Source organism: Pseudomonas sp. Cab53 (assembly GCF_018325965.1).
GTDB lineage: Bacteria > Pseudomonadota > Gammaproteobacteria > Pseudomonadales > Pseudomonadaceae > Aquipseudomonas > Aquipseudomonas chlororaphis_E.
Genome location: NZ_AP021902.1, coordinates 2,091,583 through 2,117,307, shown reverse-complemented (window position 1 = coordinate 2,117,307; position 25,725 = coordinate 2,091,583). Strand labels below are relative to the sequence as shown.

Here is a 25,725-nt window from a genome sequence, read left to right as displayed (position 1 = left end):
AGAGTGCACAGGCACCCTACCCGACTCTGGACCAGGGCTCTAGACCGCAGAGGGCTGATTGGGACATTTGCCGAGGCTTGCCTCATCAAAAGGCTTGGCTCGCCGTGAATTTTGGCTATACATGACAAGGGGGTCCGGCACATCCCGAGGAAGGAGGCCCATGGGCAGTTACCAGGTGTTGATCATCGGCAGCGGGTTTGGAGGCCAGTGTGCGGCGGTCAATCTGCTCAAAGCAGGGTTCGAGGATTTCCTGATGCTCGAGCGTCGGGACTTTTTCGGCGGCACCTGGTGCCAGAACACTTACCCTGGCGCGGCGGTGGACGTTCCCTCTCCCCTGTATTCCCTGTCGTTCGCCGCCTACGACTGGCGCCAGATGTTCGCCGGGCAGGATGAATTGCACCGCTACACCCAAACCGTGATCGCGCGTTTCAAGCTGCGGGACAAAGTGCGGCTGGGGACGAACGTAGAGCGTGTGGAATGGGACGACAGCGCCCGGCAGTGGGTGGTCCAGACCAACCACCAGGTCTATCGCGCACAGTTCCTGATCAATGCCACCGGGCCCCTCAGCCAGCCGGTGATCCCGGCGTTCGACGGTCGGGAGCGCTTCAAGGGCCAGGCCTTTCATACCAACCAGTGGGACCCTGCCTACGACTATCGCCACAAACGCGTGGCCATTGTCGGCAGCGGTGCCAGCGCCGCCCAGGTGATTCCGGCCATCGCCCCCCAAGTCGAGCACCTGCACGTGTTCCAGCGCACGCCGCACTGGGTGCTGCCACGTCCCGATCACACGTTCAACCGCCTGGAGCGCTGGCTGCTGGGCCTGGCCCCGGTGCGCACACTGTTGCGCTGGTCGATCTACTGGCAATTCGAGACCCGCGTGATTGCCTTCAAGTATTCGCGGCCGGCGGTGCGCATGGTCCAGCGCAAGGCATTGAAACTGCTGAAACGCCAAGTGCCCGACCCGCAGCTGCGCAAGCGCTTGACACCGGACTACCTGATCGGCTGCAAGCGCGTCATCCTCTCCAGCACGCTGTACCCGGCGCTGTGCCGGCCCAACGTCAGCGTGCACGGGCAGGAACAAGGCATTGCCGCCCTCGACGAAACCGGCATCATCACCCGCGACGGCCGGCACATCGCCTTGGACCTGATCGTCTGGTCCACCGGCTATGACGCCACCGACGGGGTGATTTCCTACCCGGTGACCGGCAAGCACGCCACCGAGCTGCGCGCAGTCTGGGACCCATATCCACGGGCGTACCTGGGCACCAGCCTGCCGGGCTTTCCCAACCTGTTCATCGTTACCGGGCCCAACACCGGCATCGGCCACACCTCGGCGCTGTTCATCATCGAAGCGCAGATGAACTACATCCTCGACTGCATCCGCACGGTGAAGCGGCAAAACCTGCGCTGCATCGAAGTGCAGCCAGCGGCGGAACGACGCTACACGGACATGATCCACCGGGAAATGCAGCGCACGGTCTGGAAGTCCGGAGGCTGTCACAGCTGGTATCAAAGCAAAAGCGGCCATGTGATCGCGATGTTCCCGGGTTTCAGCTTCACTTATTACTGGCTGACCCGCCGGCTGAAGCCGGCGGATCACATCCTGTCGTAACCCATGGAGGGCGTGACATGCTGGTGTTGTGCGCAGTTCTTGCCGTGTTTATCGCCTGGAGCTGGTTGACGTATCCGGGCATCGGCCATGTGTTGTATGACCTGAGCATGGCCCTGGAGGCGCGACTTTACCGGTTGCACAAGATCACCGTGCCGATCAGCGAGATGACCGTATCGACCTGGCAGGGCGGACCCTATGAAGCGTCCGGCAGCATCCTGATGCTGCACGGCTACAGCGCTGACAAAAACCTCTGGCTGCGCTTTGCCCGGCACTTTGTCGGCGACTACCGGGTGGTGGTTCCCGACCTGGCCGGCCATGGCGAGACCGGCTTCAAGGCCGGCGGCGGTTACGACATCCCGACCCAGGCCCGGCGCGCCATCGAGTTGCTCGACGCCTGCGGGCTGGACAAGGTCCATGTGATCGGCAACTCCATGGGCGGCTACCTCGCGGCATGGCTGGCGGCCACCTATCCCGAGCGCGTATCGACCCTGGCGCTGATCGACCCCGCCGGCGTCACCGCACCCGAGCCGAGCGACATGGAGCGTCACCTGGCCGCAGGGCATAACCCGTTCCTTGTGCACTCGCGGGATGAGTTCGCGCCGTTCTACGCCATGACCATGGCCTCGCCGCCCTGGGTGCCGAGCGTGGTGCTGGCGGCATTGGCGCAACGCTACGAGCAGCGCCGGGATGAACTGGCGGAGATCTTCGTCGACTTTCGCGCCAGCCCGCCGATGGAACCGCGCCTGTCCCAGATCCGCGCGCCGTCGCTGTTGCTCTGGGGCCGCAAGGACCGGCTGATCGACGTCAGCAGCGTGCCGGTGTGGAGCAAGGGTATCGCGGACCTGCGGGTGGAAATCTGGGACGGGGTCGGCCACATGCCCATGGTCGAGAAACCAAGGAAAACCGCGGCGTTGTACCGGGAGTTTCTCAAGGGTCTGGGGCAGTAGCCGCCCCCTGGCACCGGTCAGTCCCTGGCAGAATGAAGTCCTGAAGATTCTTCGTTTGTCGGCACCGGCGAAGGCTGCGATCTTTCGTGCAACTTCTTCCTCCCGATAGCCATAGCCAGGAACGCCCACCATGAGCTTCGTCAGCCCCGACCTGATCCGTCAACGCTTCTCCCGAGCGATGTCCGACATGTACCGCGACGAGGTGCCGTTGTATGGCGCGTTGATGAAGCTGGTGGAGCACACCAACGCCCAGGTGCTGGCCGAAGACCCGTCACTGGCCGCGCACCTGCGCAGCACCGGCGAACTGCAACGCCTGGACCTGGAACGCCACGGTGCGATCCGCGTCGGCACCGCGGCAGAGCTCAACACCCTGGGGCGACTGTTCGCGGTCATGGGCATGCAGCCGGTGGGCTACTACGACCTCACGCCGGCCGGGGTGCCGGTGCATTCCACCGCGTTCCGCGCCGTGCATGAAAGCGCGTTGCAGGTCAGCCCGTTCCGGGTGTTTACCTCCCTGCTGCGCCTGGAGTTGATCGAGAACACCGAACTGCGAGCGTTTGCCGAATCCGTGCTGGCCAGGCGGCAGATCTTCACCCCTGGCGCGCTGGAACTCATTGCCCTCGCCGAACGTGAGGGAGGCCTGACCGAGCCCCAGGCGGACGACTTTGTCCGCCAGGCCCTGGAAACCTTCCGTTGGCACCACAGCGCCACTGTCACGGCGGACCAATACCGACAACTGAGCGCGCAACATCGGCTGATCGCCGACGTGGTGGCCTTCAAGGGCCCGCACATCAACCACCTGACGCCGCGGACCCTGGACATCGACATCGTCCAGGCCCAGATGCCCGTGCAGGGCATCACGCCCAAGGCGGTGATCGAAGGCCCGCCCCGTCGCCAATGCCCTATCCTGCTGCGCCAGACCAGCTTCAAGGCCCTCGATGAACCCGTCGCTTTCACCGATCAGCCCGACGGCCAGGGCAGTCACAGCGCCCGTTTCGGCGAAATCGAACAACGCGGCGCCGCCCTCACGCCCAAGGGCCGAGCACTCTACGACCAACTGCTGAACGCGGCCCGCGATGCGCTGGGCGAGTTCCCCAACGAGGCCAATGCTCTACGCTACGACGCATTGATGAGCGAGCACTTCGCGGCCTTCCCGGACGACCACGAAGCGCTGCGTCACCAGGCACTGGCCTACTTCCGCTATTTCGTGACGCCAGAAGGCCTCGCCGCCAAGGGCACCCTCGAACCGCAGGCCCCTCTGGAACGCTTGTTGGAACTGCGCTACCTGCGCGCCGAACCCCTCGTGTACGAGGATTTCCTGCCCGTCAGTGCCGCTGGCATCTTCCAGTCGAACCTTGGCGACGCCGCCCAGAGCCACTACGCCGGGCAATCCAACCGCCAGGCCTTTGAAGAAGCCCTGGGACGCTCGACCATTGATGAACTGGGGCTGTATGCGCAGACGCAGCAGCGCTCGATCGATGAATGCATGGCCGCGCTGGGCGTGTAGGAACGGACTGTAGGGTACGTCGGCAGGAAACTGCGTTGATCCGCGCAAGCCTTGAGGCGCTTTTCCTGCCCAGATGCGATAGCCATAGGCCGACAACTCACTCAATAGATTGATTTATATGATCTTTTAAGAAATGGCATAGCTCTTGATAACCGTCGGGTCCCCTGGCACGACTTCCGTCCCAGGCTATCCAGGAAGGAGAGCATCCATTGGCTACCCCCGCGTACATGGTTATCAAAGGTCGTAAGCAAGGCCTGATCACAGCCGGTGCCTTTTCGGCCGAATCGGTTGGCAACATCTACCAGGAGGGTCGTGAAGACCAGATCATGGTGCAAGGTTTCCAACACCACATTACCCGCCCGCGAGACTCCCAATCCGGTCAAACGACCAGCCAGCGCGTGCATCATCCTCTGATCATCACAAAAGTGTTCGACAAGGCCACGCCTCTGCTACAGCAAGCGCTCACAAGTGGTGAAACCTTGGAAAAAGTCGAGATCCAGTGGATGCGGACTTCGGCTGAGGGCACCCAGGAACACTACTTCACCACCACGATGCTTGACGCGGTCATCGTCGAGATCAAAGACTACATGTTCAACTGCCAGGATCCGGCGAACGCGCACTTCACCCATCTGGAAGACGTGCATTTCTCGTATCGCAAGATCACCTGGAACCACGAGGTCTGCGGCACGATGGGCAGCGATGACTGGCGCGCACCTGCCGCAGGCTAGGTCCAGCCAGATGCTCGATGCACCCGCCAGGGCTGGTTTGGCGGTGTGCACGGGAAGAGGAGAACATTAACGCCAAGGGTGTTCGCCCAGTGCAATGGCCTCGGCATTCCATGCACTGGTAAAGAGCCTGACACTGGGCGAACGGACACAATCATAGTGGAAGCTGCAGAGTATGTCCGCCGACCACGTTTAAATAATTGTTTATGTATGGCGCACTGTTTAAAACTCAGGGTTTTATTACAGTGCCGAGTGCAACCACCGTGTCGGTAACACTTATACAGACACGTCTACAAAAACAATCAAGCAGTACAAAAAAACTTCATGCCGAGTCCTGCAACGGGACTCGGTAAGTTAAACAGCCATTGACCCGTCTCTTCTAAAATCGGCAACGCCGAGCACTTAAGCGCCCCGCAACCGAGTGAACGGGCATACAACGCATCAACCACGCCGTGCGGTTTTCTGCGCGTCGGTATCCCCCGCCTGTTCATCGCCGCCCTCATGCTTGCGCTTGGCCGGATCATTAGGGCGTAGCGCGTCGTTGTCGCGCTCCACCTCACCGGGCATCGCCGGTTCGTCAGGGTTGTGCTGGGTGGATTCGGTGCGGTGTTTCATGACGGACTCCTTGAGTCTTGTTCAAGCGTGCAATCAGGCATCGGGGTCGTCGACTTCTTGTGCGACGTTGGCCTGCGGGGAGCGTTGGTGCAGTTGCTCGGCCTTGGTCTTCAACGCCTGCCACTGCGCCAGGTCGATGGCACCCTGGCCGAACAGGTCGTTGGCCACCTGCATCAGCGCGGTGAAATGAGCATCGGGCGATTGCTGCCAATAGGCCTGGTCGTCGAACAGCCGCTGCCAATCGGCCAGCGACCCAGGTGTGAGGTCATCGCTCATAGCGGGCTCCTGCGAGACGTTCATAAGCTATGAGGGCCGAGGTTCGCGGGGAGTTCCGGCGATTATCAATAGCCAGTCATTTCCAGATAGCCGTTGCCGCCGTGGCTGCCCTCCAGCCGCACCGGCCCTTCCCAATAAGGAATGCGCAGGTCCATCCAGGCGGCAGGGTTCAAGGCTTCGGTGGTCACGTCCAGGTGCTTGCCGGGCACCTTGATCGACCAGCGCACCGGCATTGCACGGCCGGCGACCTTGGCCGTGCCCAGCGGCGCCAGCTCGATGTCACCGGCCTGCAACGCTTGCGAATGGCCCTGGGCATCGATCCAGGTGCCGGTAAGGTAGGGCGCGCCGTCCTTGTGGCGCATGCGGTAGAGCATCAGGTGTTCGCCGCTGTCCAGGTGCAGGGAGAACCAGTCCCAGCCAGTCTGGTTGGCCGTCAGCGGTTGGCTGCTCCACTCCCGATCCAGCCAGGCCGGGCCACTGACCGTGTAGCGCTGGCCGTCGATTTCCAACTGGCCGCTGGCCTGGAAAAACGGCTGGCTGTAGTAATACGAAGCCTGGCCCTGCTCGGACTTCTGGCTGAAACCGTTGTCCCCCTGCAGCACCAACGGTCGGGTCGAAGTAAGCCGCAGTGCGTAGCTGAACCGCGAGTCGTGGGCCTTCAACTGCATATCCGCCAACGGATCGGCACCCGACGCCTGGGTGCCGAACTGCCAGTCATCGATCCAGGCATTGAAAGGCACCGCCTGCACCCCGGCCTGCCCTACGCCACCACGGGCATAACGCTCGGCGGCATGGTGCACGGTGGCGGACGTGACCGCCGCGTGACCGAGCCAGATCGTCTGGTTGCGCCAGCCGTCGGCCTGGGGCGCGGCGTCCAAGGCGCTGCGAAACAGGGTCCACTGCACGCCGAAGTCACGGCCCTGAGCGTCCTTGAGATTGGCGGTGACGTACCACCACTCGATACGAAAGCCTTCGTGGGCGCCATGATCGGCCGGGAAACTGAACGTGCGCCCCGGCACCACCGGGGTGAAGGCGACGGCCTGGTCGCCGAGGCCGGCAAAGCCCTTCTCCGGCGCCGGCGGGTTGTCGCAGCCGCCGAGCAACGACGCCAGCAGCATCAGGCCAACGCTGAGCTTCATGGGCCCTCCTCGGAAAAATGCCTGAGCAAATCCGCAGGTTGCGTACGGTACAACGCGTACAGCGGCCAGGCCGATGCCAGCAGCGTGGCGAACATCGCCAGGGCCAGCAAATGGGCCAGTTGCAATGGGAAGACCTGCAACGGCAGCCGCCAACCAAAGGCCTGCACGTTGATCACCGTGTCCAGGCACCAGGCCAGGGCGATGCCCAGCGGCAAAGCGAGCACCAGGGTCAGCAACGCCAGCAGCCAGGTCTGGCCGAGGTTGAGCAGCATCAACTGGCGGCGGGTCACCCCCAATGCCCACAACGGAGCCAACTGGCCGAGACGACTCTGGCTCTGGGTCAGCAGGCTGATGAACAACGCGACGCCGGCGACCGCCAGGGTCAGGCTGTTGAGGGCGGCGGTGGCGGCAAAGGTGCGCTCGAACACCTGGGTCGACCAGCCTTTGAGCCGGGCCTGATCGACGATACGGCTGTCATCCAGGTGGAAGCGACTTTGCAACGCGTTCACCAACGCCGGGATCGCGGACGGCTCGATCCGCAGATTGAAGCGATACGGCGTCAAGTGCGGCCAGTGCGCCAGCAGGTGGTCGGCGTTGATCAGCACGTGGCCCTTGGGGTTGCCGTAGTCGGCGTAGATCCCGACGATCCGTGGCGTCCATGGCCCCTGCGGGGTCGGCAGGGTCAAGCGCTCACCGATCGTCACCTTGAGACGCCGCGCCAGTTGCTCACTGAGCATCAGCGTGTCGGCATCGGCCAGTTGCGCCCACGGGTCGCCGTCGGACGCCTCCAGCAGTGGCCAGTGCTGGCGATACGCAGGGTGATCGATGATGCCGAAGAGGTCTGTCGGCCACCCGCGCAGGGGCACCGAGACTTGCCAGTTGGGCAGCACCGCGGTGACGGCCGGTTGCTGCTTGAGCCAGGCGTGCAGCGCTGCGGCCTGGAGCGGGGTTTGCGGGCTGACATACAACTCCGAGGTCAGCCGTTGTTCAAGCCAATGGTTGAAGGTCTGGCGGAAACCCGAGGTCATGCTGCCGGCGCCAATGTTCGCCGCCAACGCCAGCAACAAGGCCATCAGCGCCAGGCTCAGCGTCGGCAGTTGCTGGCGACAATCGGCGAGAAACCACTGCCCCAGCACCGAGCGGCTACGACGCAACAACCCATCCAAGGCGCCGTTGAGCAGCACGGGCAAGGCCAGGGCGGCGCCCAGCAACAGCGCCGTCATCAAGACAAAACCGCTGGCCAGACTGTCGCCCCAGATCAACGCCGACGCGCCGATCGATGCGACCAACGCCGCTATCCAACCCTGGCGGCGCAACCGGCGTGCATGGGCCTGGTGCCAGGCCTGGGGGTTGGCCAACGCCAGCAAGGGCAGGCGCGCCGCCCGCAGCAGGCTGTCGGCCCCGGCCAGCAGCGCACCCAGCAGGCTCAGGCCGATTCCGCTGAGCCACCACCACGGGCTGAGGTTCAAGTGCCCGGCCACTTCGGCGCCGTACAACCCGCGCAAACTCGCAGCGACATCCGGCAATAACAGGCTCGCCAGCCAATACCCGCTGAGCACCCCGGCCACGCCGCCGAGCAACGCCAGCACTCCCAGTTCAAGGGCCAGGCTGGCGACCAGTCGCCGCGCACTGACCCCGCAGGCCCGCAAGGTTCGCAGCAGGCCGCGGCGTTGCTCCAGCGCCAGGCCGATCGCCGCGTGAGCAATGAACAGCCCCACCACGAACGACAGAAACCCCAGGGCATCGAGGTTCAGGTGGAAGCTTTCGGTCAGGCGCGACAGGTTATTTTCTTCATCGGCGCGCTTGAACTGCAACCGGCCATTGAACGCCTCCGGCAAGGCTGCGTTGAAGGCGGCGGGCAGCAGCAAGCGCGACACCTGGTCCGGCAGCCCGAGGGCTTGCTGGGCAAAGCCGATGTCCATCAACAGCATGCCTGGGGCCATGTCCGGCTGGACGTGCAAGGGTGGCAAGGATCGTCCATCGACGGTCCGAGGCCGATCGCCCTCGCCCATCCCCAGCGCTTGCAGGGTCTGCGGGGCGATCCAGGTGCGCCCCGGATCGCTGAAAAACGCCACCACCTCGCTCATGTCCCGCGCCTGCCCTGCCAGTGCCGCACCGGGCGGCAGCGACACCGGGTCGATGCCCATCAGTTGCAGGCGCAGGTCATCGTGCCCTTCAAGGTTCACCCGGGCCTGCACCACCGGCGACACCGGCCAGCCCTGGCGGCGCAGATCGACAAACCACTGCTGGGGAAACGGCCCGCCGCCGGGGGCGCTGAGGCTGGCCTGCGGCTCGCCGCCGATGAGCTGGCTGGCCCGGGCGTAACTGTCCCGGGCCTGACTGTTGAGTGCCAGCACGCCGGTCAACAGGCTGGTGGCGAGCCACAGCCCGGTGAGCACGCTGAAAAATTGCACCGGATGCCGGCGCCAATGGCTGAGCAGCGCCTTGAGGGTCTGAAGAAAAATCATCACCCCTGGGCCACCTGCGCGAGCCGCCCCCCCTGCAACACCACACGCTGCGCCAGGCGGGCGGCCACCCGAGGGCTGTGGGTCACCATCAACAGGCTGGTGGGACTGTCGGCCAGCAATTCCAACAACAATTGCAGCACTTCGTCACTGGTGGCCTCGTCAAGACTGCCAGTGGGCTCATCGGCCAACAACAACGGCGGGCGCGATGCCAGCGCCCGACCCAGCGCCACCCGTTGCTGCTGGCCGCCGGACAACTGCTCGGGATAACGCCGCAGCAGATCTGCGAGGCCAAGCCGCCGCACCAGGTGCGCCTGCCACGCCGGGTCGTGCCGACCACACAGCCGCGCCTGGAACGCCAGGTTGTCCGCCACCGACAGGCTGCTGATGAGGTTGAACTGCTGGAACACCAGGCCGATTTCCGTACGCCGCCAGTTGGCCAGCTGACTTTCGCTCATGCCGTCGAGCCGGTACTCGCCACTGCGGATGCTGCCGCGATCGACCTTGTCCAGCCCGGCAACCAGATGCAACAACGTGCTCTTGCCGCTGCCGGACTCCCCCATCAACGCCAGGCTGCTGCCCGGCGCCAGCGTCAAATCGACGCCCTGCAACACCGGCAGCGGGCCCTGGGGCGTAGGGTAGCTTTTGAAAACGTCGCGGACTTCCAGCATGGACAGGCTCGGATGGGAAACGTGAGGCTCAGGATAGCGGAGTTATGCGCCAAGCCCCTTCGTTGGTGCATTGTTATTGCGCTCGCCCGCTTGTCAGAGGCTGGAGGCACGTTCGTTTAGCGTTAATTTCCAGCGATCAGTCAGGGCCCGACCTGGCACGATCCCACAGGCCCAACAGTGGGCGACCTGATCAATGCCCCACGGCCATTTCTGCCTGGGTCGGTTTCGGGGTGACGATGTGGCTCAGGTCGATGTGCCGCCAGGCCGGTTTCGCCCCCAGGCGCGCGTTGAAGCGGTAGTTGAAGGTGAAATCGTCATCGGTAGGCTGGACCAGCGACCTGCCATAGACCGACTCGACGCCAGCAGTGTCGTAGCCCATCAACTGCAACAGGGTCGGGAAGATGTTGTAGTGACTCGAACGGTCCTTGTTCTGCGCCAGGGCATCACGCCAGTCGAGGGTGTGCAAGGCCTTGCCCTGGATGACCACCAACGGCACCAGCCCCTCCTCTGCCACCGGGTCGCCGCCGCAGTGGGTGTTCAGGCCCGGGTTGCCGCGCTCATGCAGGTCCTGGCCATGATCGGAGGTGTAGATCACCACGGCATGGCTCAGGTCGGCCTGCTGGAAAATGCGCCTGAAGAACTCCCCGACATTCCACAGCAACGTGTTCTGATAGGCATTGCGGTACAACACCCAATCGTCGTTCTGGCCGTTGAAACCGTCGCGCTTGCCGGTGTCGGCCACGTCCTGATACTGCCCGCGCGGCAGGGCCGGTCGATAGCTCATGAAATCGTCGGGGTATTTGTCGTGGACCGGGAAGTGCGCGCCCATCTTGTTGATCACCACCAGCTCGGCCTGGCCGTCACCCAGCAGTTCGACCAGCTTCGCCGCGGCCGCCATGTCGCGGTCGCGTACGCGCACCTGGTCGAACTGGACGAAGGCGTCGATGTCCTGTTTTTCCAGGTCGGTCATCAGGTTCTGCAAGTTGCCGCCGGTGCGCTGGGCGTCGATGTAGACCGTGCGCAGGCCCGCTTTCCTGGCGTACTGCCAGATCGATGGCAGGGTGCTGTTGATGCGCATGTAGTCGGCGCGCGTGCCGCCATAGCGCAGGGTGACGTTGGTGTCGGCGCTGCAATTGGCGATGGAGGCGGCATAGCCGTAGTTGAAAATTTCCACGCCGTCCGGCGCCGTTTCCAGGCCACTGTGCACGCCGGAAGGGGTATTGATGTCGAGGTAGTTGCCGGCAATGCTTTCATCGATGATCAGCACGATATCGTGGTCGATGGGCGCCGTTGACCGCGCAATATCCACCGGTTCCCGAGGGCCGACGGTGTTGTGCCAGGCCTCGTAGAGAAACAGGTTCAAGTAGGCCAGCGGCGTGTACATCACCGGTAACCCGCGGGCACCTTCCCCCGCCCGTACGAACAGCACCCCACTGAGTAACAGCACGCCCAGCACCGGTGCGGCGATGGGCAGGTGTCCGGGGATCGCCAGCCGCCGCCGCGGCTTGAGCCCGACACCCAGCAACAGCAACAGGCCTCCGGCCATGGCGCTGATGATCACCTCACGGTACTGGTAGGCCGCCTCCTGGATGAACCCACCCGAATACACCAGCGACACGAACTGGCTGTAGGTCAGGTAGCTGTCGGTGACCCGCGTGTACACCTCGAAGAACACCGCCGAGACGAACAACACCAGGGCGAACAGGTGCCGCACAAGCGCCAGGCGAATGTGCGCGGCCAGCCATAAGGCAATCACCAGCACCACGAACATCGCGCCGAACAGCAGTGTGGCAACACCCACGCCCAGCGCGCCCAGACGATCGAGGTAGTACTCGTGACCCCGAACCAGATATAGCACCAGCAACAGTTCCTTGAGGTATCGGGTCATGACGTTCTCGGTGGGGTCGCGACGTTGAAAAGAGGCGCGTTCCGGCGCCAGTAAAGCGGCGCTTTTGCGGTGCCCGGACAGGCTTCGTTTCTGCACAGTAGCAGCGGCCTTCCAAAGTGCAAGAAATGCCCTGACCAACGAGCGCGTCAAAAAAAAGTTAGCCCAAAAATGACACGATTAAGGCTCTTAAAATCGAAAAATCTATGGATTATGACCGTTCATCGCTTTCTTAAACGCCTCTAAAACCCTTTAAAACCGAGACTTTTCCAAGACAGTCAATAACTTGATATCAAAAGGCCCTGTTCTTTCGAGTTTTGCCAACACTGACAACTGTCATTTTGCTGACACGCTTTTCTGAGGCTGCGCTATACCCCCTCATAACAGTTTCATCCGAGTTACATAAACAGGTTTTTTCGAGGCGCGCCAAGAATGGACGTGAGCGTATTTGGAACGGGGTATGTGGGGCTGATCCAGGCCGCCGCGCTGGCCGATGTCGGGCATCGCGTGCTGTGCATCGACATCGACCCGAACAAGATCCGGCAACTGCAACAAGCGGTGCCGCCTATCAGCGAACCGGGCCTGTCCGGCTTGCTCGAAGAGAACATCAAGGCCGGGCGGCTGGCGTTCAGTTCCCAGGCCAGCGATGCGGTCAATCACGGCGAATTGATCTTCATCGCCGTCGGCACGCCCGCCGATGAGGACGGTTCAGCCGACCTGAGCCATGTGCTGGGCGTCACCCGCCAGATCGCCGACTTCATGGACAGCGACCGCACCTTGATCATCAAGTCCACGGTGCCGGTGGGCACGGCCGACAAAGTTGCCGACTGCGCCCGCCAGGCGCTGGCACGCCGAGGCCTGAAGCAACTGAATGTGCGGGTGGTGTCCAACCCCGAATTTCTCAAGGAGGGCAGCGCCCTCGCCGATTGCATGCGCCCGGACCGGATCATCGTCGGCACCGCCGATCAGTTGGCCCGCGACCAGATGAGCGAGCTGTACGCGCCCTTCTGCCGTAACCACGAAAAACTGATGTTCATGGACAACCGCAGCGCCGAACTGACCAAGTACGCCGCCAACGCGATGCTCGCCACACGCATCAGCTTCATGAACGAGCTGGCCAACCTCACAGAACGCCTGGGGGCCGACATCGAAGCGGTGCGCAAAGGCATCGGTTCAGACCCGCGCATCGGCTATCACTTCATCTACCCCGGCTGCGGCTTCGGTGGCTCGTGCTTCCCCAAGGACCTGCGAGCCCTGCTGCACACCGCCGAACAGAGCGGCATGCCCCTGCGCCTGCTGCGTAGTGTCACCGACGTCAACGACAGCCAGCGGCACATCCTCTTCGAGAAACTCGCCAAGCAGTTCCCCGACGGCCTGTCCGGCAAGTCGATTGCCATCTGGGGCCTGGCCTTCAAGCCCAACACCGATGACATGCGCGAAGCCCCCAGCCGCTACCTGATGGAAGCGCTGTGGCGCGAAGGCGCCCGGGTCCAGGCCTATGACCCGGAAGCCATGTCCGAATGCCGCCGTCTCTACGGCTACCGCAAAGACCTGAACCTGTGCGCCACCCGCGATGACACCCTGGAAGACGCCGACGCCCTGGTGATCTGCACCGAGTGGAAAAACTTCCGCGTAGTGGACTTCGACCTGCTGGCCAGCAAGTTGCGCGCCCGCGTGATCATCGATGGCCGCAACCTGTACAACCCCGAACACCTGGCCGCCGCCGGGCTGTTGTATCGCGGCATCGGCCTGCGGCACACCCCGCCGGACACCGCTGCACCAGGGCCGCAAGCGTGAATGTCCTGGTGACCGGCGCAGCCGGGTTCATCGGTGCACATTGCGTGCTGCGCCTGCTGCGCGACGGCCATCGGGTGTGCGGGCTGGACAACTTCAACGACTACTACGACCCGCAGCTCAAGCACGACCGCGTTGCCTGGGTGCACGAGCAGGCCGGCGAGTTCCCGCTGGCCCGGATCGACTTGAGCGACGCACCGGCCATCGATGCGCTGTTCCAGCACCACCGCCCGGAGGTGGTGATCCACCTCGCCGCCCAGGCCGGCGTGCGCTATTCCCTGGAGAACCCGCGGGCCTATGTCGACAGCAACCTCGGCGGTTTCCTCAACATCCTGGAAAGCTGCCGCCGCTACCCGGTCAGGCACCTGATCTACGCCTCTTCCAGCTCGGTGTACGGCGCCAACCCGCACACCCCGTACTCGGAGCAGGACAACGTCGACCATCCGTTGTCGCTGTACGCGGCCAGCAAAAAAGCCAATGAGCTGATGGCCCACAGCTACAGCCACTTGTTCGGCATCCCGTGCACGGGGCTGCGCTTCTTCACCGTATACGGCCCCTGGGGCCGGCCGGACATGTCGCCGATCCAGTTCGCCCGCGCCATCACCGAAGGTCGGGTGCTGTCGCTGTACAACCACGGCGAGCACCAACGGGATTTCACCTACGTCGACGACATCATCGAGAGCATCGCCCGGCTGGTCGACCGCCCGCCCCATGTCACGCCCCAAGACGCCTGCGAACAACCGGGCCCGGCCACCAGCCGGGCGCCCTGGCGGATCTTCAACATCGGCGGGCAGCACCCGGTGGCGCTGCGCAGCTATGTGGCGCTGCTGGAAAAACACCTGGGCCGCAGCGCCCGCATCGAACTGCTGCCCCTGCAAGCCGGGGACGTACTCAACACCTGCGCCGACGCCAGTGGCCTGGCGCGGGCCACCGGGTTCCAGCCGCGCATCGAATTGGACGAAGGCCTCGGCCGCTTCATCGCCTGGTTTCTGGAGTACTACGCGCGGCCTGCTGCCCACCCGCCGCTCGCGGCTGAACCTGCGCACGAACCTCAGCGGAGGAGTCTATGACCCGACATGAGCATGACCTACCGATCAACGCACCCGGACGCGACAAACGTGTCGACCCCGACCACCGCAGGCGCCTCGACGCGGCCATCCACCGCCAAGGCCGGGGCTGGCTGACCGGCCGCGACGGCGGCCGGCCCTGGACGGTCTCACGGACCAATCGGGTGATGGCCTGCCTCGGTGCCCTGACGATTCTGCTGATGCTCTGCCCATTGCTGCTGGGCCTGGCGCTGCTGGTCAAGTTCTCAAGCCCGGGGCCGGTGCTGTTCGTGCAGAAGCGCACCGGCTACCGCGGCCGAGTCTTTGGCATGTACAAGTTTCGCACCATGGTCGCCGACGCCGAAGCCCTCAAGGAGTCGCTGCGCCACCTCAACAAACACGGCGTCGATGCCATCGACTTCAAGATCGACAACGACCCGCGCATCACGCCCATCGGCCGGTTCCTGCGACGCAGCAGCCTCGACGAACTGCCGAACCTGATCAATGTAGTGACCGGCGACATGCGCCTGGTGGGCCCGCGGCCGACCTCGTTCAACGCCTACCGCTACAAGGACAACCACCTTGTGCGCCTGAGTATCTACCCCGGCATGACCGGCCTTTGGCAGATCTCCGGGCGCAGCAATATCGACTTCGACCAGCGCGTGGAATTGGACCTCAGCTATATCGCCGAGCAAAGCCTGATGCTGGATTTGAAGATCCTGATGATGACCCCCTTCAAAGTGTTCAGCGGCCACGGAGCGAGTTAAATGGACGGTTCGACGAATATTCTCACCATAGCAAGCCCGAGCGAGACCAACCTGACCTCGACCGTGCTCGACCCTTCCTTGCGGATACTGCTGCTGACGGCCGCCAACACCGGCACCGGCACCAGCACCAGCGCCATGGCGCTGGCCGCTCAACTGGCGCAGATGAGCACGGGGCGCGTGTTGCTGGTAGATGCCAGCCATTCGCCGCGCAACCTCAGCCAGCAACTGTCGCTGTACAAGGAGCGTGGCTTCAGCGACCTGCTGTTCAACAGCCTCGCCCCGCCCCTGTTGCAGGACTGCGTGGTGCAGATCTCCAGCCTGCCCTTCGACTTCCTGCCGCTCGGACGCCTGGGCCGCAATGCCGAACGCCTGAGCCCCGAGCAACTGCGCCCGCTGTTCCGGCAACTGGCGGCGCAGTACCGCTTCGTGGTGATCGACGCCGACGCGGTGTATTCGGCCTGCGACACGCTGGTGCTCAGCACCCAGGTGGACGGCGTGGTGCTGGTGGTGCGCGGTGAAGACACCCGGTGGGAAGTGGCCCAGGCCACTCGCCAGCGCTTGTCCCAGGCCGGCGCGAAGGTGGTGGGCAGCGTGTTCAACCGCCGCAAGTACTACATGCCCAAATGGCTCTACAACAACCTGTAAGCGTGCAGAAGGATGACGAGATGAACGCCAGAATACTTGTCCTGCTGTTGCTGCCGCTCGCCGGTTGCTCCAGCACCACCGATACCCGTTCGATGCCGGTGCAGATCCTCACGGCCGCGCCGGCCAACGCCCAGGCCACCGACATGCCCAAGGTCGAGCAGACCCTGCGGCCTCAGGATGTGCTCGATGTGATCTTTCACATCAGCACCACCGGCCCACAGGCCTACCGCGTACAACCGGGTGACCAGGTGGCCCTGAACTTCACCGCCGCCAGCCAGCTCAACGGCACGCAACAGGTCATGCCCGATGGCAGCATTGAACTGCCGGGCGCCAACACCGCGGTCAAGGTCGCCGGCTTGACCACCGACGAAGCCCGCCTCGCGGTGCAACGGGCCTACGACCAGAAAATGCTCTTCCAACCCAACCGCAACCAGTTGACGGTGCTGGTCACCAGCCCGCTGGCCGGCGAGAACAACCTGCGCAGCACCTTGAGTCACCCCGGCACCGGCATGAGCCGGGAAATCACCGTGGGCCGGGACGGCTATGCGAGCTTTCCGGAAATCGGGGCCGTGCCGCTGCAAGGCATGACCGTCACCCAGCTGGAGGCGTTTCTCAATGAGCGTTACGCCCAACTGCCCGGGCACATGACCGTCGATGTGCTGCTCAAGTCCACCGCCGGCAACGAGATCTACGTGCTCGGTGAAGTCGCCCAACCCGGCTCCTACCCCATCCGCCGGCCGATCTCGGTGCTTGAGGCGCTGACCCTGGCCCGCGGCACCAACGTCAAGGCCCGGCTCGATTCGGTGGTGATCATGCGCCGCAACGGCAACCAGGTCGAAGCCCGGCATTACGACGTGGAAAAAGCCCTGAGCGGCGACGCGTCGCAAATCGCCTACCTGCAACCCGAAGACATGCTGTTCGTACCCAAGACCAAGCTCGCCAGCGCCGGCGAACTCGCCAGGCAACTGGCCGACGTGGTGCTGTTCCAGGGCGTGGGGGTCAGCTTCGGCTACCGCCTCGATAACAAAGGCAGCAACAGCAACTGACCCAGGTGATCGACATGAATCCCAAGGAAAATTATCTGCACGAGTTCTTCAGGATCTTCTTCGCCAACAAGCAGTGGGTGAAGCGTGTTTTCCTGATTTTCGCCGTCATCGCCCTGGTGTTGCCGCTGATGCTCAAGCAGAGCTTCGATATCACCGCCCAGGTGATCGTGCAGTCGAAAAAAATCTCCCAGGGCGACGCCACCACGTCGCTCAACCAGGAGAACGCCACGTTCATTCCACCGTCCCTGGCGGACATGGAAACCGAGAGCAATATCCTCCGTTCGCCCGCGCTGATCCGCCAGACCATCAGCACCCTGCGCGATCAGGGCGAGTACACGCCCAGCCCCGGCATCTTCAACAGGTGGGTGAGCGATCCGTTCAAGCGCTACATCACCACGCCACTGCGTGAGTACGCCATCAACCCGCTGCGCGACGCGCTGGGGCTGGAGGTGGATCCGGTGCGTGACACCGTGCTCGATACCCTGACCGACGAAGCCGTCGAAAACCTCAAGATCGAGACCCTGCCCGGCTCCAACGTCATCTCCATCGTCTACAGCTTCGGTGACCCGGCCCAAGGCACCCGGTTCGTCGCACAACTGCTGCAGAACTACCTCGCCAGTCGCCAGGAACTGCAATCGATCGAGCTGCCGCAAACCTTCTACGAACAGAAGAAAAGCCAGTACCAGCATCGCCTCGACGGCCTGGAAAGCACCCGCCTGACCTTGCTCGAAGGCGTCGGCTCGGCGGATCCGAAGGAGGAAATCACCTTCCGCCTGAACGCCATCAACACCGAAGAACAGGCCCTGAACCTGTACCAGGATCGCCTGCTGCAAAGCCAACGCTGGCTCGACTACCTCAAGACCAGCCTGGCGTCGGCGAACAGCTCGCGGTTCAACGACTACACCTTCCCGTTCACCTTCACCACCACCGTGGACAACATCGCCTTCGAAGACCGGGAAATCAAACAGTTGGGCGAGCAACTGACCGGCCAGGTCGCCCGCTACATGAATGACCTGGCGATCTTCCAACCCGGCAGCGAACCGATGCTGCTGGCCCGGGAGCAGATCGTGCGCACCCGCCAGCAGTTCCTGAAGGTGGTGAGCAACCGGATCCAGGAACGCACCACCGACCTGGCCGTGGTCAGCTCGGTGATCAACCAGAAGGTCGAGCGCATCGCCGAGTTCAAGGAACGCATCCACCAGTTGCAGGAAACCCAGAGCAAGCTGCGGCAGATGGACACCGAGATCGACGCCCTGCATGCGGCGTTCTCCACCTACGCCCAACGGTTCGCCGAAGCCAGCACCGCCCGTTCGCTGGACAGCGACCTGTCCAACGCCCGGGTCCTGAGCCCACCCTTCGAACCGACCGCCCCGGCGTTCCCCAAACCGATGCTGATCATCGCGTTCGGCCTGTTCAGCGGCCTGTTGCTGGCGATCGCCCTGGTCTATGTGCGTGAGTTCTTCGACCATCGCTTCAAGCATCCGGCCCAGATCAGCCAACAACTGGATGTACCGGTGCTGCTGGTGATCAACGAGCAGTCCCCCGACCAGGTCAACCCGCACCGCAACTGGAGCCTGCCCAGCCTTGTCCATTGGGTGCGCAATTGAACGCGCCGTTCGGCCCGACCCGCCACAGCAGCCCCCTGTCGATCATTCACCTGCTCGACAGCGGCGGCTTCTACGGGGCCGAGCGGATGCTGCTCGATCATTGCCTGGCCACGCCCGGACAGCACCAGGTGCTGTTCCTGGCGGCGCCGCCGACCTTGATCACGCGCTTTCGCCAGGCCGGGGTCGACTGCCGCCATTGCGCCAATTGGGCCGAGCTGTTGCAGCACCTGCGCCAGCGCCGCGAGGACCGGCCGCTGATCAACACCCACAACTTCAAGGGGCTGTTGTTCGGCTGGTCCGCCGCCACGTTGCTGCGCCTGCCACTGGTGATCACCCAGCACGGCTTCACCCCGCGCAGCCCCAAGCAGCGCTTCTACACCTGGCTGAGCCTGCAACTGTGCCGCACCGGCTCGGTCAAGCGAGTGGTCTGCGTGGCCGAGAGCATTGCCGCCCTGCACCGCCAGGCCAGCGTGCGCGCGTCGAAACTCGACGTGATCCCCAACGGCTTGCCGGCGGTCACCGCGCCGCCGGCCCACCGCGCCGATGAACAGCGCTGGCGGGTCGGCTACGTCGGGCGCTTGAGCAGCGAGAAAGGCCCGGATCTGTTCCTCGACGCCATGATCCCGCTGTGCCAGCGGCATTCGTCACTGCATGCGGTGATGCTCGGCGACGGTCCGGAACGCCAGACGCTGCTCAAGCGCATCAACGACGCCGGCCTGCCGACGCGCATCGAGCTGCCGGGCTACCAGACCGACATGAACGCCTGGTGGAGTCGCCTCGATGCCCTGGTGATCAGCTCGCGCACCGAAGGCACGCCGATGATCCTGCTCGAAGCCATGCAGGCCGGTGTGCCGGTGGTGGCGTTCGGCGTCGGCGGCATTCCCGATGTCCTGCAGGACCGGCACAACGGCCTGCTCGCGACACCGGCCGACAGCCACGCACTGGCGCAACAGATCGAGACGCTGTTCAGCGAACCGCCCCTGGCGCGGATCCTCGCCGACAACGCCCGTCGCACCCAGCAGGATCGCTACGACCTGCGCACGCTGGCCGAGCGCTGGTCGCAGCTCTACATCCGCACGGCACAGGAGGCTCACCCATGATCGTCCCGCTCTCGATCATCAGCCTGCTGGGCCTGGCTTGCCTGGCGTTGCTGGCCAGTCCTTATCCGTTCCTGGCGCCAGGCGCGGTGCTGGGCCTGGTCGGTGTCGCCGTGCTGTACCGCAAGCCCGGCTGGGGGCTGCTGGGCATCGCCGCCCTGGTGCCCTTCGAAGGCCTGTTCAAGGACAACGCTTTCTCCGGCACCAAGTTCTTCGGCCTGGCCCTGGCGCTGATCCTGATGTTGCAATTGGCTGTGCACCAGATTCCCGCCACGCGCCTGCGCAGCAACATCTGGCGGCCGTTGATCGGCTTCATGCTGCTCTACGGCTTGAGCATGCTGCTGACGGAAAACATGGACTTGTCCATGACCCATTTTCGCGAACTGAGCGTGGGCCTGATCCTGTTCGGCATCACGTTGCTGATCGGCCGCGAACTGAACCTGGACATGTTTTGCCGCCTGGTGACGTTGAGCGTGACCGCCACCTGCGTGCTCGCGATGTTCTCGGCCAAGTACCAGGACCAGGGCCGCGCGTCCGGCCTGCTGGAAGACCCGAACGCCTTTGCCCTGCTAATCGCTTTCACCGTGCCACTGGCCCTGCTGCTGATCGTGCGTGGCCCGTACCTGCTGTACCGGTTGTTCTGGGGTGGCTGCCTCGTCCTGCTGCTGGGCGGGATGACCAAGACCGAATCGCGCTCGGGGTTGGTGGTGCTGCTGCTCAGCCTGATCATCGGCCTGTACCACTACCGCGCGCAGTTGCCACGGATCCGTCCGCGGCACCTGGGGTTCGCGATGCTCGGGCTGGCGCTGATGGTCCCGCTGGCGGTCGCGGTGCTGCCGGCCGGCTACGTGGCACGCATCCAGTCGCTGAGCATCCTCAGTGCCGGCGCCAATGCCCACAAGGACGAGTCCCTCGGACGGCGCGCCTCGTACATCGTGGTCGGCAGCCAGATGATCCGCGAGAACCCGGTGCTGGGCGCAGGCCCTGGGACCTTCCCCCTGCACTACGCACCCACCGGTTACGCCAAGGCGTTCTCGGCCAATCGCAAGCTGGGGGACCTGTATCGCCGGGCCCACAACACTTACCTGGAGATTTTCAGTGAGATCGGCATACCGGGCGGCTTGATGTTCGTCGGCATGCTCGGCCTGGGCCTGTACAACCTGATGCACGCCCGCCAGCTCTGGCTGCAACGCCGGGACTGGGCGCAAGCCGACCTGCTGACGCACCTGGGCATGAGCTTCCTGTCGCTGACCCTTTTCCTGATGTTCCTCAGTGCGCCGAACCACAAGTTGCTGTGGATCATGCTCGCCCTCACCAGCGTGCTGCGCTACGAAGCCGAACAGGGCGCGCCACGGGAGACCCAGCCATGAAGCGGATCAGCATCGTCATCCCGATGTACAACGAGGCCCGACACATTGGCCGGACACTGCTGGCGGCCCGGGAAGCGGCGCGTCAGGCCGAGCTGGAGTGCGAGCTGATCGTGGTGGACAACGGTTCCGACGACCGCGGCCCACACATCGCCAGCGAGCTGGGCGCACGGGTGCTGATCGTGCCCGGCGTGCACATCGGCGCGCTGCGCAACCGCGGTGCGGCGGTGGCTCACGGCGACTGGCTGGCGTTCATCGACGCCGACATCGAAATGCCGGCCAACTGGCTCAAGCTGCTGCTGGAACTCGAAGGCCAGCAGGGCGATGTGCTCGGCCTCGACCTGGACACGCCGCGCCAAGCCCCCTGGTTCGCCGAAGCCTGGCAACGTCGCAGCCAGCGTCCGGGGGCCCATCGCCTGCACCGGGTGCAGTGGCTGCCCAGCGCCAACCTGTTGCTGCGCCGCACCTGGTTCGCCCAGATCGGCGGTTTCGACGAAACCCTGCGCACCGGCGAGGACAAGGATTTTTCCCTGCGTCTGCGCCAGGCCGGCGCGCAGCTGCTGCTGGTCAACGAAAGCGTGGCCCTGCACTGGGGTTACGAAGGCAGCTGGCGCGAATGGATGAGCAAGGAGTTGTGGCGCCAGGGCAGTCATCTGCAACTGCTGCGCAGCCATGGCCCGAGCCTGCGGCTGTTGCGCTTCCCGGCGCTGTCCGTGGGCGCCTGGGCGCTGGACGTCCTGGCCCTGCTCGCCTTGCTCCAGGGCCAGCCGCGCCTGGCCCTGATGCTGCTGCTGATCACCGCACTCCCGCCGCTGTTGCTCAGCCTGCGCCAGAGCCGGCGTGACCCGCGCCTGACCTTGCAACTGTGGGCCTTGCATGGGGTGCGCCTGCACCTGACCGGCGCCGCGCTATTGCTCAATCTTTGTCATTGGACCGTCAGGAGACCTGCCCGTGGCTGAATTCATCTATTGGTCGTGCCTGTTGCTGCCGGTGTACGCCTACCTTGGCTACCCGGTGATCCTGAGCCTGCTGGCCCCCTTGTTTCCGCTGCGCTACTACGCCAAAGCGGTGCCGATGGACGTCAGCATCGTGATTGCCGCCCATAACGAGGCGCGGCACATCGAACAGAAGTTGCGCACCTTGCTGGCCCAGGATTACCGGGCCCATTCGCTGCAGATCATCCTGGCCAGCGACGGCTCCAGCGACGACACGGTGGCCTGCGCGCGCAACGTGGCGGACCCGCGCATCACCGTGCTCGACCTGCCCCGCCAAGGCAAGGCCGCCGCCCTCAACACCGGGGTGGCCCACAGCCGCGGCGCGATCCTGGTTTTCACCGACGCCGACAACCAATGGGCCACCGACACCCTCGGCCACCTGTTGGCGCCGCTGAGCGACCCGGAAGTGGGCGCGTGTGCCGGGCACATGGAAATCCCCGTGCCAGGCAAAGGCCTGAGCCTGGGCGACAGCCTGTATCGCCACTACGAAGGCTGGCTGCGCCGGGTGGAAAGCCGCACCGGTTGCATGGTGTCGGCCGACGGTGCGCTGTTGGCACTGCGGCGCGAACTGTTCGAACCCATACCGGCGCAGGTCAACGATGACTTCTTCCTCAGCACCTGCGCGCCGGCCGCCGGCAAGAGCATCGTCTATGCGCCACGGGCTCGGGTGCTCGACCAGGGCGTGGACGAGGCCGACAAGCAGTTCCGTCGCCGCCAGCGGGTCACCGTCGGCGGCCTGCAAAGCCTGGCCCAGCGGCGCGCGCTGCTCAACCCACTGCGTCATGGGCTCTACGCCATCGGGTTGATCAGCCACAAGTTGATCCGCCGCCTGGCGCCGGTGCTGTTGCTGCCGTTGCTGCTGAGCAATGCCTGGCTGTGGAACGAGCATCCGTTCTATCGCCTGAGCCTGCTGGCACAACTGATCGGCTACAGCATGGCGCTGCTCGGGCTGATGGACTCGCAGCACCGCCTGCCCAGACCCTTTCGCCTGGCCGCGTTCGTGCTGGTGACGCTGGCGGGCATGAGCATCGGGCTGTGGCAGTTTCTGCGGGGCCAGCGCTACAGCCAATGGAACCCCGAGCAGAACCGCTGAAAAGGAGGATGGCCGATGTCGATCAAACACGTTTTCAAGCGCACCGGCGGTTGGCTGTACCTGAACACGGCCCTGGGTCGCGGGCCCCTGCGCGGTGCCGGGGTGATCCTGATGCTGCACCGGGTGCTGAGCAACGACCGCGCCGCCGAACTGCCCCATCGCAACGAGCTGTGCGTCGGCCCGGAAGCCTTCGAGCACCTGCTGCTCTGGCTGCAACGCCACTTCGATTGCGTGCCCTTGATGACGCTGCTGCTGGCCGACCCGGAACACGTGCCAAACCGCCCACGGGTGGCACTGACCTTCGACGACGGCTGGCGCGACAACGCCATGAATGCCTTTCCACTGCTGCGCCAGTACCAGGTGCCGGCGAGTATTTTCCTGTCCACGGACTTCATCGGCAGCCGTCAACATTTCTGGTGGGAAACCCTCGGCGAAACCCTCTGGGGCAGCCACGGCCAGGTGGCGCGTCACTCGCTGATCGAACATTTGCATCAGGTCGGCCGGCCACTGCCGGTGCTGCTCGATGACATCGACGACGACCGCCGCAGCCTGGCGCTCGTGCACTACCTGCAAAGCCTCAAGAGCCTCGACCCACAGGTGCTGAGCGACCTCACCGAAAGCTGTCCCCATGGCGCCCAGCCCCAGGCGCTGGACTGGTCCCAAGTACGCATGCTGGAAGACTCCGGCCTGATTCGCTTCGGCCCTCACGGCGCCAGCCACGCGATCCTCACCGGGCTGGACGACCAGCGCCTGCACGAAGAACTGTCGCGCAGCCGCATCGCCCTGGAAAACGGCTGCGCACAACCCCTGCCGGTGTATTGCTACCCCAACGGCGACCACGATGCCCGCGTGCGCCAGCAGGTGGCCGCCCACGGTTATCCGTTTGCCCTGGGTACCGAGACCGGCCTGTACCGCCACGACGGCGACCCCTTGAACCTGCCGCGCTTCGGCGTCAGCCAACGCAACGCTCATCACCCTGAACTGCTGGCCTGGCGAATTCGCCGAGGAACACGCTCATGAGCCGTGGTCATTACCTCAAGCATCTGCTGTTGAGCATGGGGACGCGCCTGGCGATGATCGGCCTGCGCCTGCTGCGTAATGTGCTGCTGGCACGGGTGCTCGGGCCCAGCGAACGGGGACTGTTCGCCCTGCTCAGCACCCTGCCGGACCTGATCAGCGCCGCCACCAGCGGCGGCCTGAACTCCGCCGTCGGCTACCAGGCAGCGCAGCAGCGTTCGATGGGTTTGTTGCTCAGCCAGGTGCTGGTGTTCGGTTGCCTGCTGGCCGGGCTGCTGACCTTGCTGGTGGTGGCGCTGGCGCGCGAGTTTGGCACTGACCTGGACGTCACCACACAATTGGGGTTACTGGCCTGGCTGCTGTTGCTCGCCGTGCCGTTGACCGTGCTCAAGAGCGGCCTGCTGACCCTGCACAACGCGTCCGGCGGCGTCGGCGCCTTTAATGCCCTGCGCCTGGTGGAATCGGTAGCGCCGCTGTTGCTGTTCCTGGCGTTGTTCTGGCTCTGGAAAGACGCGGCCCTGGAAGCGGCGTTGATCAGTTGGCTGGCCGGCCTGAGCCTGGTGGTGCTGGCCGGTTGGGTCTGGCTGTGCCGGGACCAGGACGTCACCCTGCAATGGGATCGCAGCGGCCAGAACGAGCTGCTGCGCTACGGCGCCCGCAGCCACCCGGACCTGTTGTTCCAGCAAGTGATCTTGCGCTCCGACTACCTGTTCATCGGCGCCCTGCTGGGCAGCACCGCCCTGGGTCACTACGCGATGGCCAGCGCCGCCGCCGAGCTGCTGCTGATCGTGCCGGAAGCCGTCACCACACCGCTGATGAAGCGCCTGTTGCAGCAGGACCGGGACATGCAGCGCCTGACCCCACTGGCCTTGCGCCTGACCGCCACGGTGATGCTGGGGGCCTGCCTGAGCATGGCCTTGATCGGCGAATGGTTGATCGTCACCTTGTTCGGCGTCGCCTACCAACCGGCGTATCCGGCGCTGCTGGCACTGCTGCCGGGGCTGTTCGGGCTGTGCTACGCGAGCATCCTGCGCCTGGACCTGCTGGGCAAGAACCGGCCCGGTGCTGTCTCGTTTTTGATGGGCTTGGGGGCGCTGCTGAACCTGGCGCTGAATGTGTTGCTGATCCCGCGCTATGGCATCGTCGGTGCCGCCGCCGCATCGTCCATCGCCTACCTGGGCGTGACCCTGGCGCTGCTGGCGATGTATTGCCGCCTCAGCGGCGTGGCGCCGTGGCAGACACTGATCATCCTGCCCAGCGATTTACTGCCGATGCGCCAGATGCTACTGGGGAAATCGGCATGAAGTTTCCTGGCGCCTGGCCGTGCGCCTTCGCGAGCTGGCTCGCATCCACAGGCGCGGCACCGAACCCTGTGGGAGCGAGCTTGCTCGCCAAAAGGACGACGCGGC

At 64.4% G+C, this 25,725-nt stretch carries 22 protein-coding genes; 16 read left to right on the top strand and 6 right to left on the bottom strand.

What is annotated here, in order from left to right:
* Positions 1–160 precede the first annotated feature (160 nt).
* The 4 genes from KI241_RS09260 (at position 161) to KI241_RS09245 (ending at position 4,794) form a co-directional block, all read left to right on the top strand.
* The gene (locus KI241_RS09260; protein ID WP_212803599.1) at positions 161–1,612 is read left to right on the top strand and encodes an NAD(P)/FAD-dependent oxidoreductase; all 1,452 of its coding nucleotides are present in this window, start codon (positions 161–163) and stop codon (positions 1,610–1,612) included.
* A 17-nt stretch (positions 1,613–1,629) separates the two neighbouring features.
* Entirely contained in the window at positions 1,630–2,559 is a 930-nt protein-coding gene (locus tag KI241_RS09255) for an alpha/beta fold hydrolase (protein ID WP_042729740.1), read from the top strand.
* A gap of 130 nt (positions 2,560–2,689) precedes the next feature.
* Positions 2,690–4,066: a VOC family protein gene (locus tag KI241_RS09250; protein ID WP_042729739.1), complete on the top strand. Its 1,377-nt coding sequence runs from the start codon at positions 2,690–2,692 to the stop codon at positions 4,064–4,066.
* A 209-nt stretch (positions 4,067–4,275) separates the two neighbouring features.
* Entirely contained in the window at positions 4,276–4,794 is a 519-nt protein-coding gene (locus KI241_RS09245; RefSeq protein WP_042729738.1) for an Hcp family type VI secretion system effector, read from the top strand.
* 438 nt (positions 4,795–5,232) lie between these two features.
* Here KI241_RS09245 and KI241_RS09240 read toward each other — a convergent pair whose 3' ends face one another.
* The 6 genes from KI241_RS09240 to KI241_RS09215 form a co-directional block, all read right to left on the bottom strand.
* Complete coding sequence (locus tag KI241_RS09240) at positions 5,233–5,406, bottom strand: hypothetical protein (RefSeq protein WP_185057650.1); 174 nt, start codon at positions 5,404–5,406, stop codon at positions 5,233–5,235.
* Positions 5,407–5,439: 33 nt separating this feature from the next.
* On the bottom strand, positions 5,440–5,682 hold the full coding sequence (locus KI241_RS09235) for a hypothetical protein (protein ID WP_123578667.1): 243 nt from the start codon (positions 5,680–5,682) through the stop codon (positions 5,440–5,442).
* Positions 5,683–5,747: 65 nt separating this feature from the next.
* Positions 5,748–6,821 (bottom strand): lipocalin-like domain-containing protein, encoded by a 1,074-nt coding sequence (locus KI241_RS09230; RefSeq protein ID WP_212803598.1) that lies wholly within the window; start codon positions 6,819–6,821, stop codon positions 5,748–5,750.
* The gene (locus KI241_RS09225) at positions 6,818–9,289 is read right to left on the bottom strand and encodes an FtsX-like permease family protein (protein WP_212803866.1); all 2,472 of its coding nucleotides are present in this window, start codon (positions 9,287–9,289) and stop codon (positions 6,818–6,820) included. The genes KI241_RS09230 and KI241_RS09225 overlap by 4 nt, the downstream gene beginning before the upstream one ends.
* Positions 9,289–9,957 carry an ABC transporter ATP-binding protein gene (locus tag KI241_RS09220; protein ID WP_047737297.1) on the bottom strand — a complete coding sequence of 223 codons (669 nt, stop codon included), beginning with the start codon at positions 9,955–9,957 and terminating at the stop codon, positions 9,289–9,291. The genes KI241_RS09225 and KI241_RS09220 overlap by 1 nt, the downstream gene beginning before the upstream one ends.
* A 190-nt stretch (positions 9,958–10,147) precedes the next feature.
* On the bottom strand, positions 10,148–11,845 hold the full coding sequence (locus KI241_RS09215; protein ID WP_212803597.1) for a sulfatase-like hydrolase/transferase: 1,698 nt from the start codon (positions 11,843–11,845) through the stop codon (positions 10,148–10,150).
* A 429-nt stretch (positions 11,846–12,274) separates the two neighbouring features.
* On the opposite strand from KI241_RS09215, the gene KI241_RS09210 reads away from it, so the two are divergent.
* Genes KI241_RS09210 through KI241_RS09155 form a run of 12 tightly spaced genes read left to right on the top strand, consistent with a single transcriptional unit; the run spans position 12,275 to position 25,620 of the window.
* A complete protein-coding gene (locus KI241_RS09210; RefSeq protein ID WP_212803596.1) occupies positions 12,275–13,639 on the top strand; it encodes a UDP-glucose/GDP-mannose dehydrogenase family protein in 1,365 nt (454 codons plus the stop codon).
* Positions 13,636–14,706, top strand: coding sequence for an NAD-dependent epimerase (locus tag KI241_RS09205; RefSeq protein WP_042729731.1), 1,071 nt, complete (start codon positions 13,636–13,638; stop codon positions 14,704–14,706). Before KI241_RS09210 ends, KI241_RS09205 begins: the two co-directional genes overlap by 4 nt.
* A complete protein-coding gene (locus tag KI241_RS09200) occupies positions 14,703–15,449 on the top strand; it encodes a sugar transferase (protein ID WP_042729730.1) in 747 nt (248 codons plus the stop codon). Before KI241_RS09205 ends, KI241_RS09200 begins: the two co-directional genes overlap by 4 nt.
* Positions 15,450–16,094, top strand: a complete 645-nt coding sequence (locus KI241_RS09195) for a CpsD/CapB family tyrosine-protein kinase (protein ID WP_042729729.1) — start codon at positions 15,450–15,452, stop codon at positions 16,092–16,094. It abuts the gene before it with no gap.
* A gap of 20 nt (positions 16,095–16,114) precedes the next feature.
* Positions 16,115–17,140, top strand: a complete 1,026-nt coding sequence (locus KI241_RS09190; protein ID WP_042729728.1) for a polysaccharide biosynthesis/export family protein — start codon at positions 16,115–16,117, stop codon at positions 17,138–17,140.
* 14 nt (positions 17,141–17,154) lie between these two features.
* The gene (locus KI241_RS09185) at positions 17,155–18,747 is read left to right on the top strand and encodes a Wzz/FepE/Etk N-terminal domain-containing protein (RefSeq protein WP_212803595.1); all 1,593 of its coding nucleotides are present in this window, start codon (positions 17,155–17,157) and stop codon (positions 18,745–18,747) included.
* The gene (locus KI241_RS09180) at positions 18,744–19,847 is read left to right on the top strand and encodes a glycosyltransferase family 4 protein (protein WP_123578663.1); all 1,104 of its coding nucleotides are present in this window, start codon (positions 18,744–18,746) and stop codon (positions 19,845–19,847) included. Before KI241_RS09185 ends, KI241_RS09180 begins: the two co-directional genes overlap by 4 nt.
* A complete protein-coding gene (locus tag KI241_RS09175) occupies positions 19,844–21,214 on the top strand; it encodes an O-antigen ligase family protein (RefSeq protein WP_042732882.1) in 1,371 nt (456 codons plus the stop codon). Before KI241_RS09180 ends, KI241_RS09175 begins: the two co-directional genes overlap by 4 nt.
* A complete protein-coding gene (locus tag KI241_RS09170) occupies positions 21,211–22,170 on the top strand; it encodes a glycosyltransferase (RefSeq protein ID WP_212803594.1) in 960 nt (319 codons plus the stop codon). Before KI241_RS09175 ends, KI241_RS09170 begins: the two co-directional genes overlap by 4 nt.
* A complete protein-coding gene (locus KI241_RS09165) occupies positions 22,163–23,299 on the top strand; it encodes a glycosyltransferase family 2 protein (protein WP_042728302.1) in 1,137 nt (378 codons plus the stop codon). The genes KI241_RS09170 and KI241_RS09165 overlap by 8 nt, the downstream gene beginning before the upstream one ends.
* A gap of 15 nt (positions 23,300–23,314) precedes the next feature.
* Entirely contained in the window at positions 23,315–24,319 is a 1,005-nt protein-coding gene (locus tag KI241_RS09160; protein ID WP_042728301.1) for a polysaccharide deacetylase family protein, read from the top strand.
* On the top strand, positions 24,316–25,620 hold the full coding sequence (locus tag KI241_RS09155; RefSeq protein ID WP_042728300.1) for an oligosaccharide flippase family protein: 1,305 nt from the start codon (positions 24,316–24,318) through the stop codon (positions 25,618–25,620). Before KI241_RS09160 ends, KI241_RS09155 begins: the two co-directional genes overlap by 4 nt.
* The last annotated feature ends 105 nt before the right edge of the window (positions 25,621–25,725 follow it).

Excerpts from the sequence above, each read along its gene's own strand:
- KI241_RS09255 (WP_042729740.1), top strand. The coding sequence starts at position 1,630 with ATGCTGGTGTTGTGCGCAGTTCTTGCCGTGTTTATCGCCTGGAGCTGG.
- KI241_RS09230 (WP_212803598.1), bottom strand. The coding sequence starts at position 6,821 with ATGAAGCTCAGCGTTGGCCTGATGCTGCTGGCGTCGTTGCTCGGCGGC.
- KI241_RS09220 (WP_047737297.1), bottom strand. The coding sequence starts at position 9,957 with ATGCTGGAAGTCCGCGACGTTTTCAAAAGCTACCCTACGCCCCAGGGC.
- KI241_RS09235 (WP_123578667.1), bottom strand. The coding sequence starts at position 5,682 with ATGAGCGATGACCTCACACCTGGGTCGCTGGCCGATTGGCAGCGGCTG.
- KI241_RS09170 (WP_212803594.1), top strand. The coding sequence starts at position 21,211 with ATGAAGCGGATCAGCATCGTCATCCCGATGTACAACGAGGCCCGACAC.
- KI241_RS09200 (WP_042729730.1), top strand. The coding sequence starts at position 14,703 with ATGACCCGACATGAGCATGACCTACCGATCAACGCACCCGGACGCGAC.
- KI241_RS09185 (WP_212803595.1), top strand. The coding sequence starts at position 17,155 with ATGAATCCCAAGGAAAATTATCTGCACGAGTTCTTCAGGATCTTCTTC.
- KI241_RS09260 (WP_212803599.1), top strand. The coding sequence starts at position 161 with ATGGGCAGTTACCAGGTGTTGATCATCGGCAGCGGGTTTGGAGGCCAG.
- KI241_RS09195 (WP_042729729.1), top strand. The coding sequence starts at position 15,450 with ATGGACGGTTCGACGAATATTCTCACCATAGCAAGCCCGAGCGAGACC.
- KI241_RS09225 (WP_212803866.1), bottom strand. The coding sequence starts at position 9,289 with ATGATTTTTCTTCAGACCCTCAAGGCGCTGCTCAGCCATTGGCGCCGG.
- KI241_RS09175 (WP_042732882.1), top strand. The coding sequence starts at position 19,844 with ATGATCGTCCCGCTCTCGATCATCAGCCTGCTGGGCCTGGCTTGCCTG.
- KI241_RS09250 (WP_042729739.1), top strand. The coding sequence starts at position 2,690 with ATGAGCTTCGTCAGCCCCGACCTGATCCGTCAACGCTTCTCCCGAGCG.
- KI241_RS09210 (WP_212803596.1), top strand. The coding sequence starts at position 12,275 with ATGGACGTGAGCGTATTTGGAACGGGGTATGTGGGGCTGATCCAGGCC.
- KI241_RS09190 (WP_042729728.1), top strand. The coding sequence starts at position 16,115 with ATGAACGCCAGAATACTTGTCCTGCTGTTGCTGCCGCTCGCCGGTTGC.
- KI241_RS09215 (WP_212803597.1), bottom strand. The coding sequence starts at position 11,845 with ATGACCCGATACCTCAAGGAACTGTTGCTGGTGCTATATCTGGTTCGG.
- KI241_RS09155 (WP_042728300.1), top strand. The coding sequence starts at position 24,316 with ATGAGCCGTGGTCATTACCTCAAGCATCTGCTGTTGAGCATGGGGACG.
- KI241_RS09240 (WP_185057650.1), bottom strand. The coding sequence starts at position 5,406 with ATGAAACACCGCACCGAATCCACCCAGCACAACCCTGACGAACCGGCG.
- KI241_RS09160 (WP_042728301.1), top strand. The coding sequence starts at position 23,315 with ATGTCGATCAAACACGTTTTCAAGCGCACCGGCGGTTGGCTGTACCTG.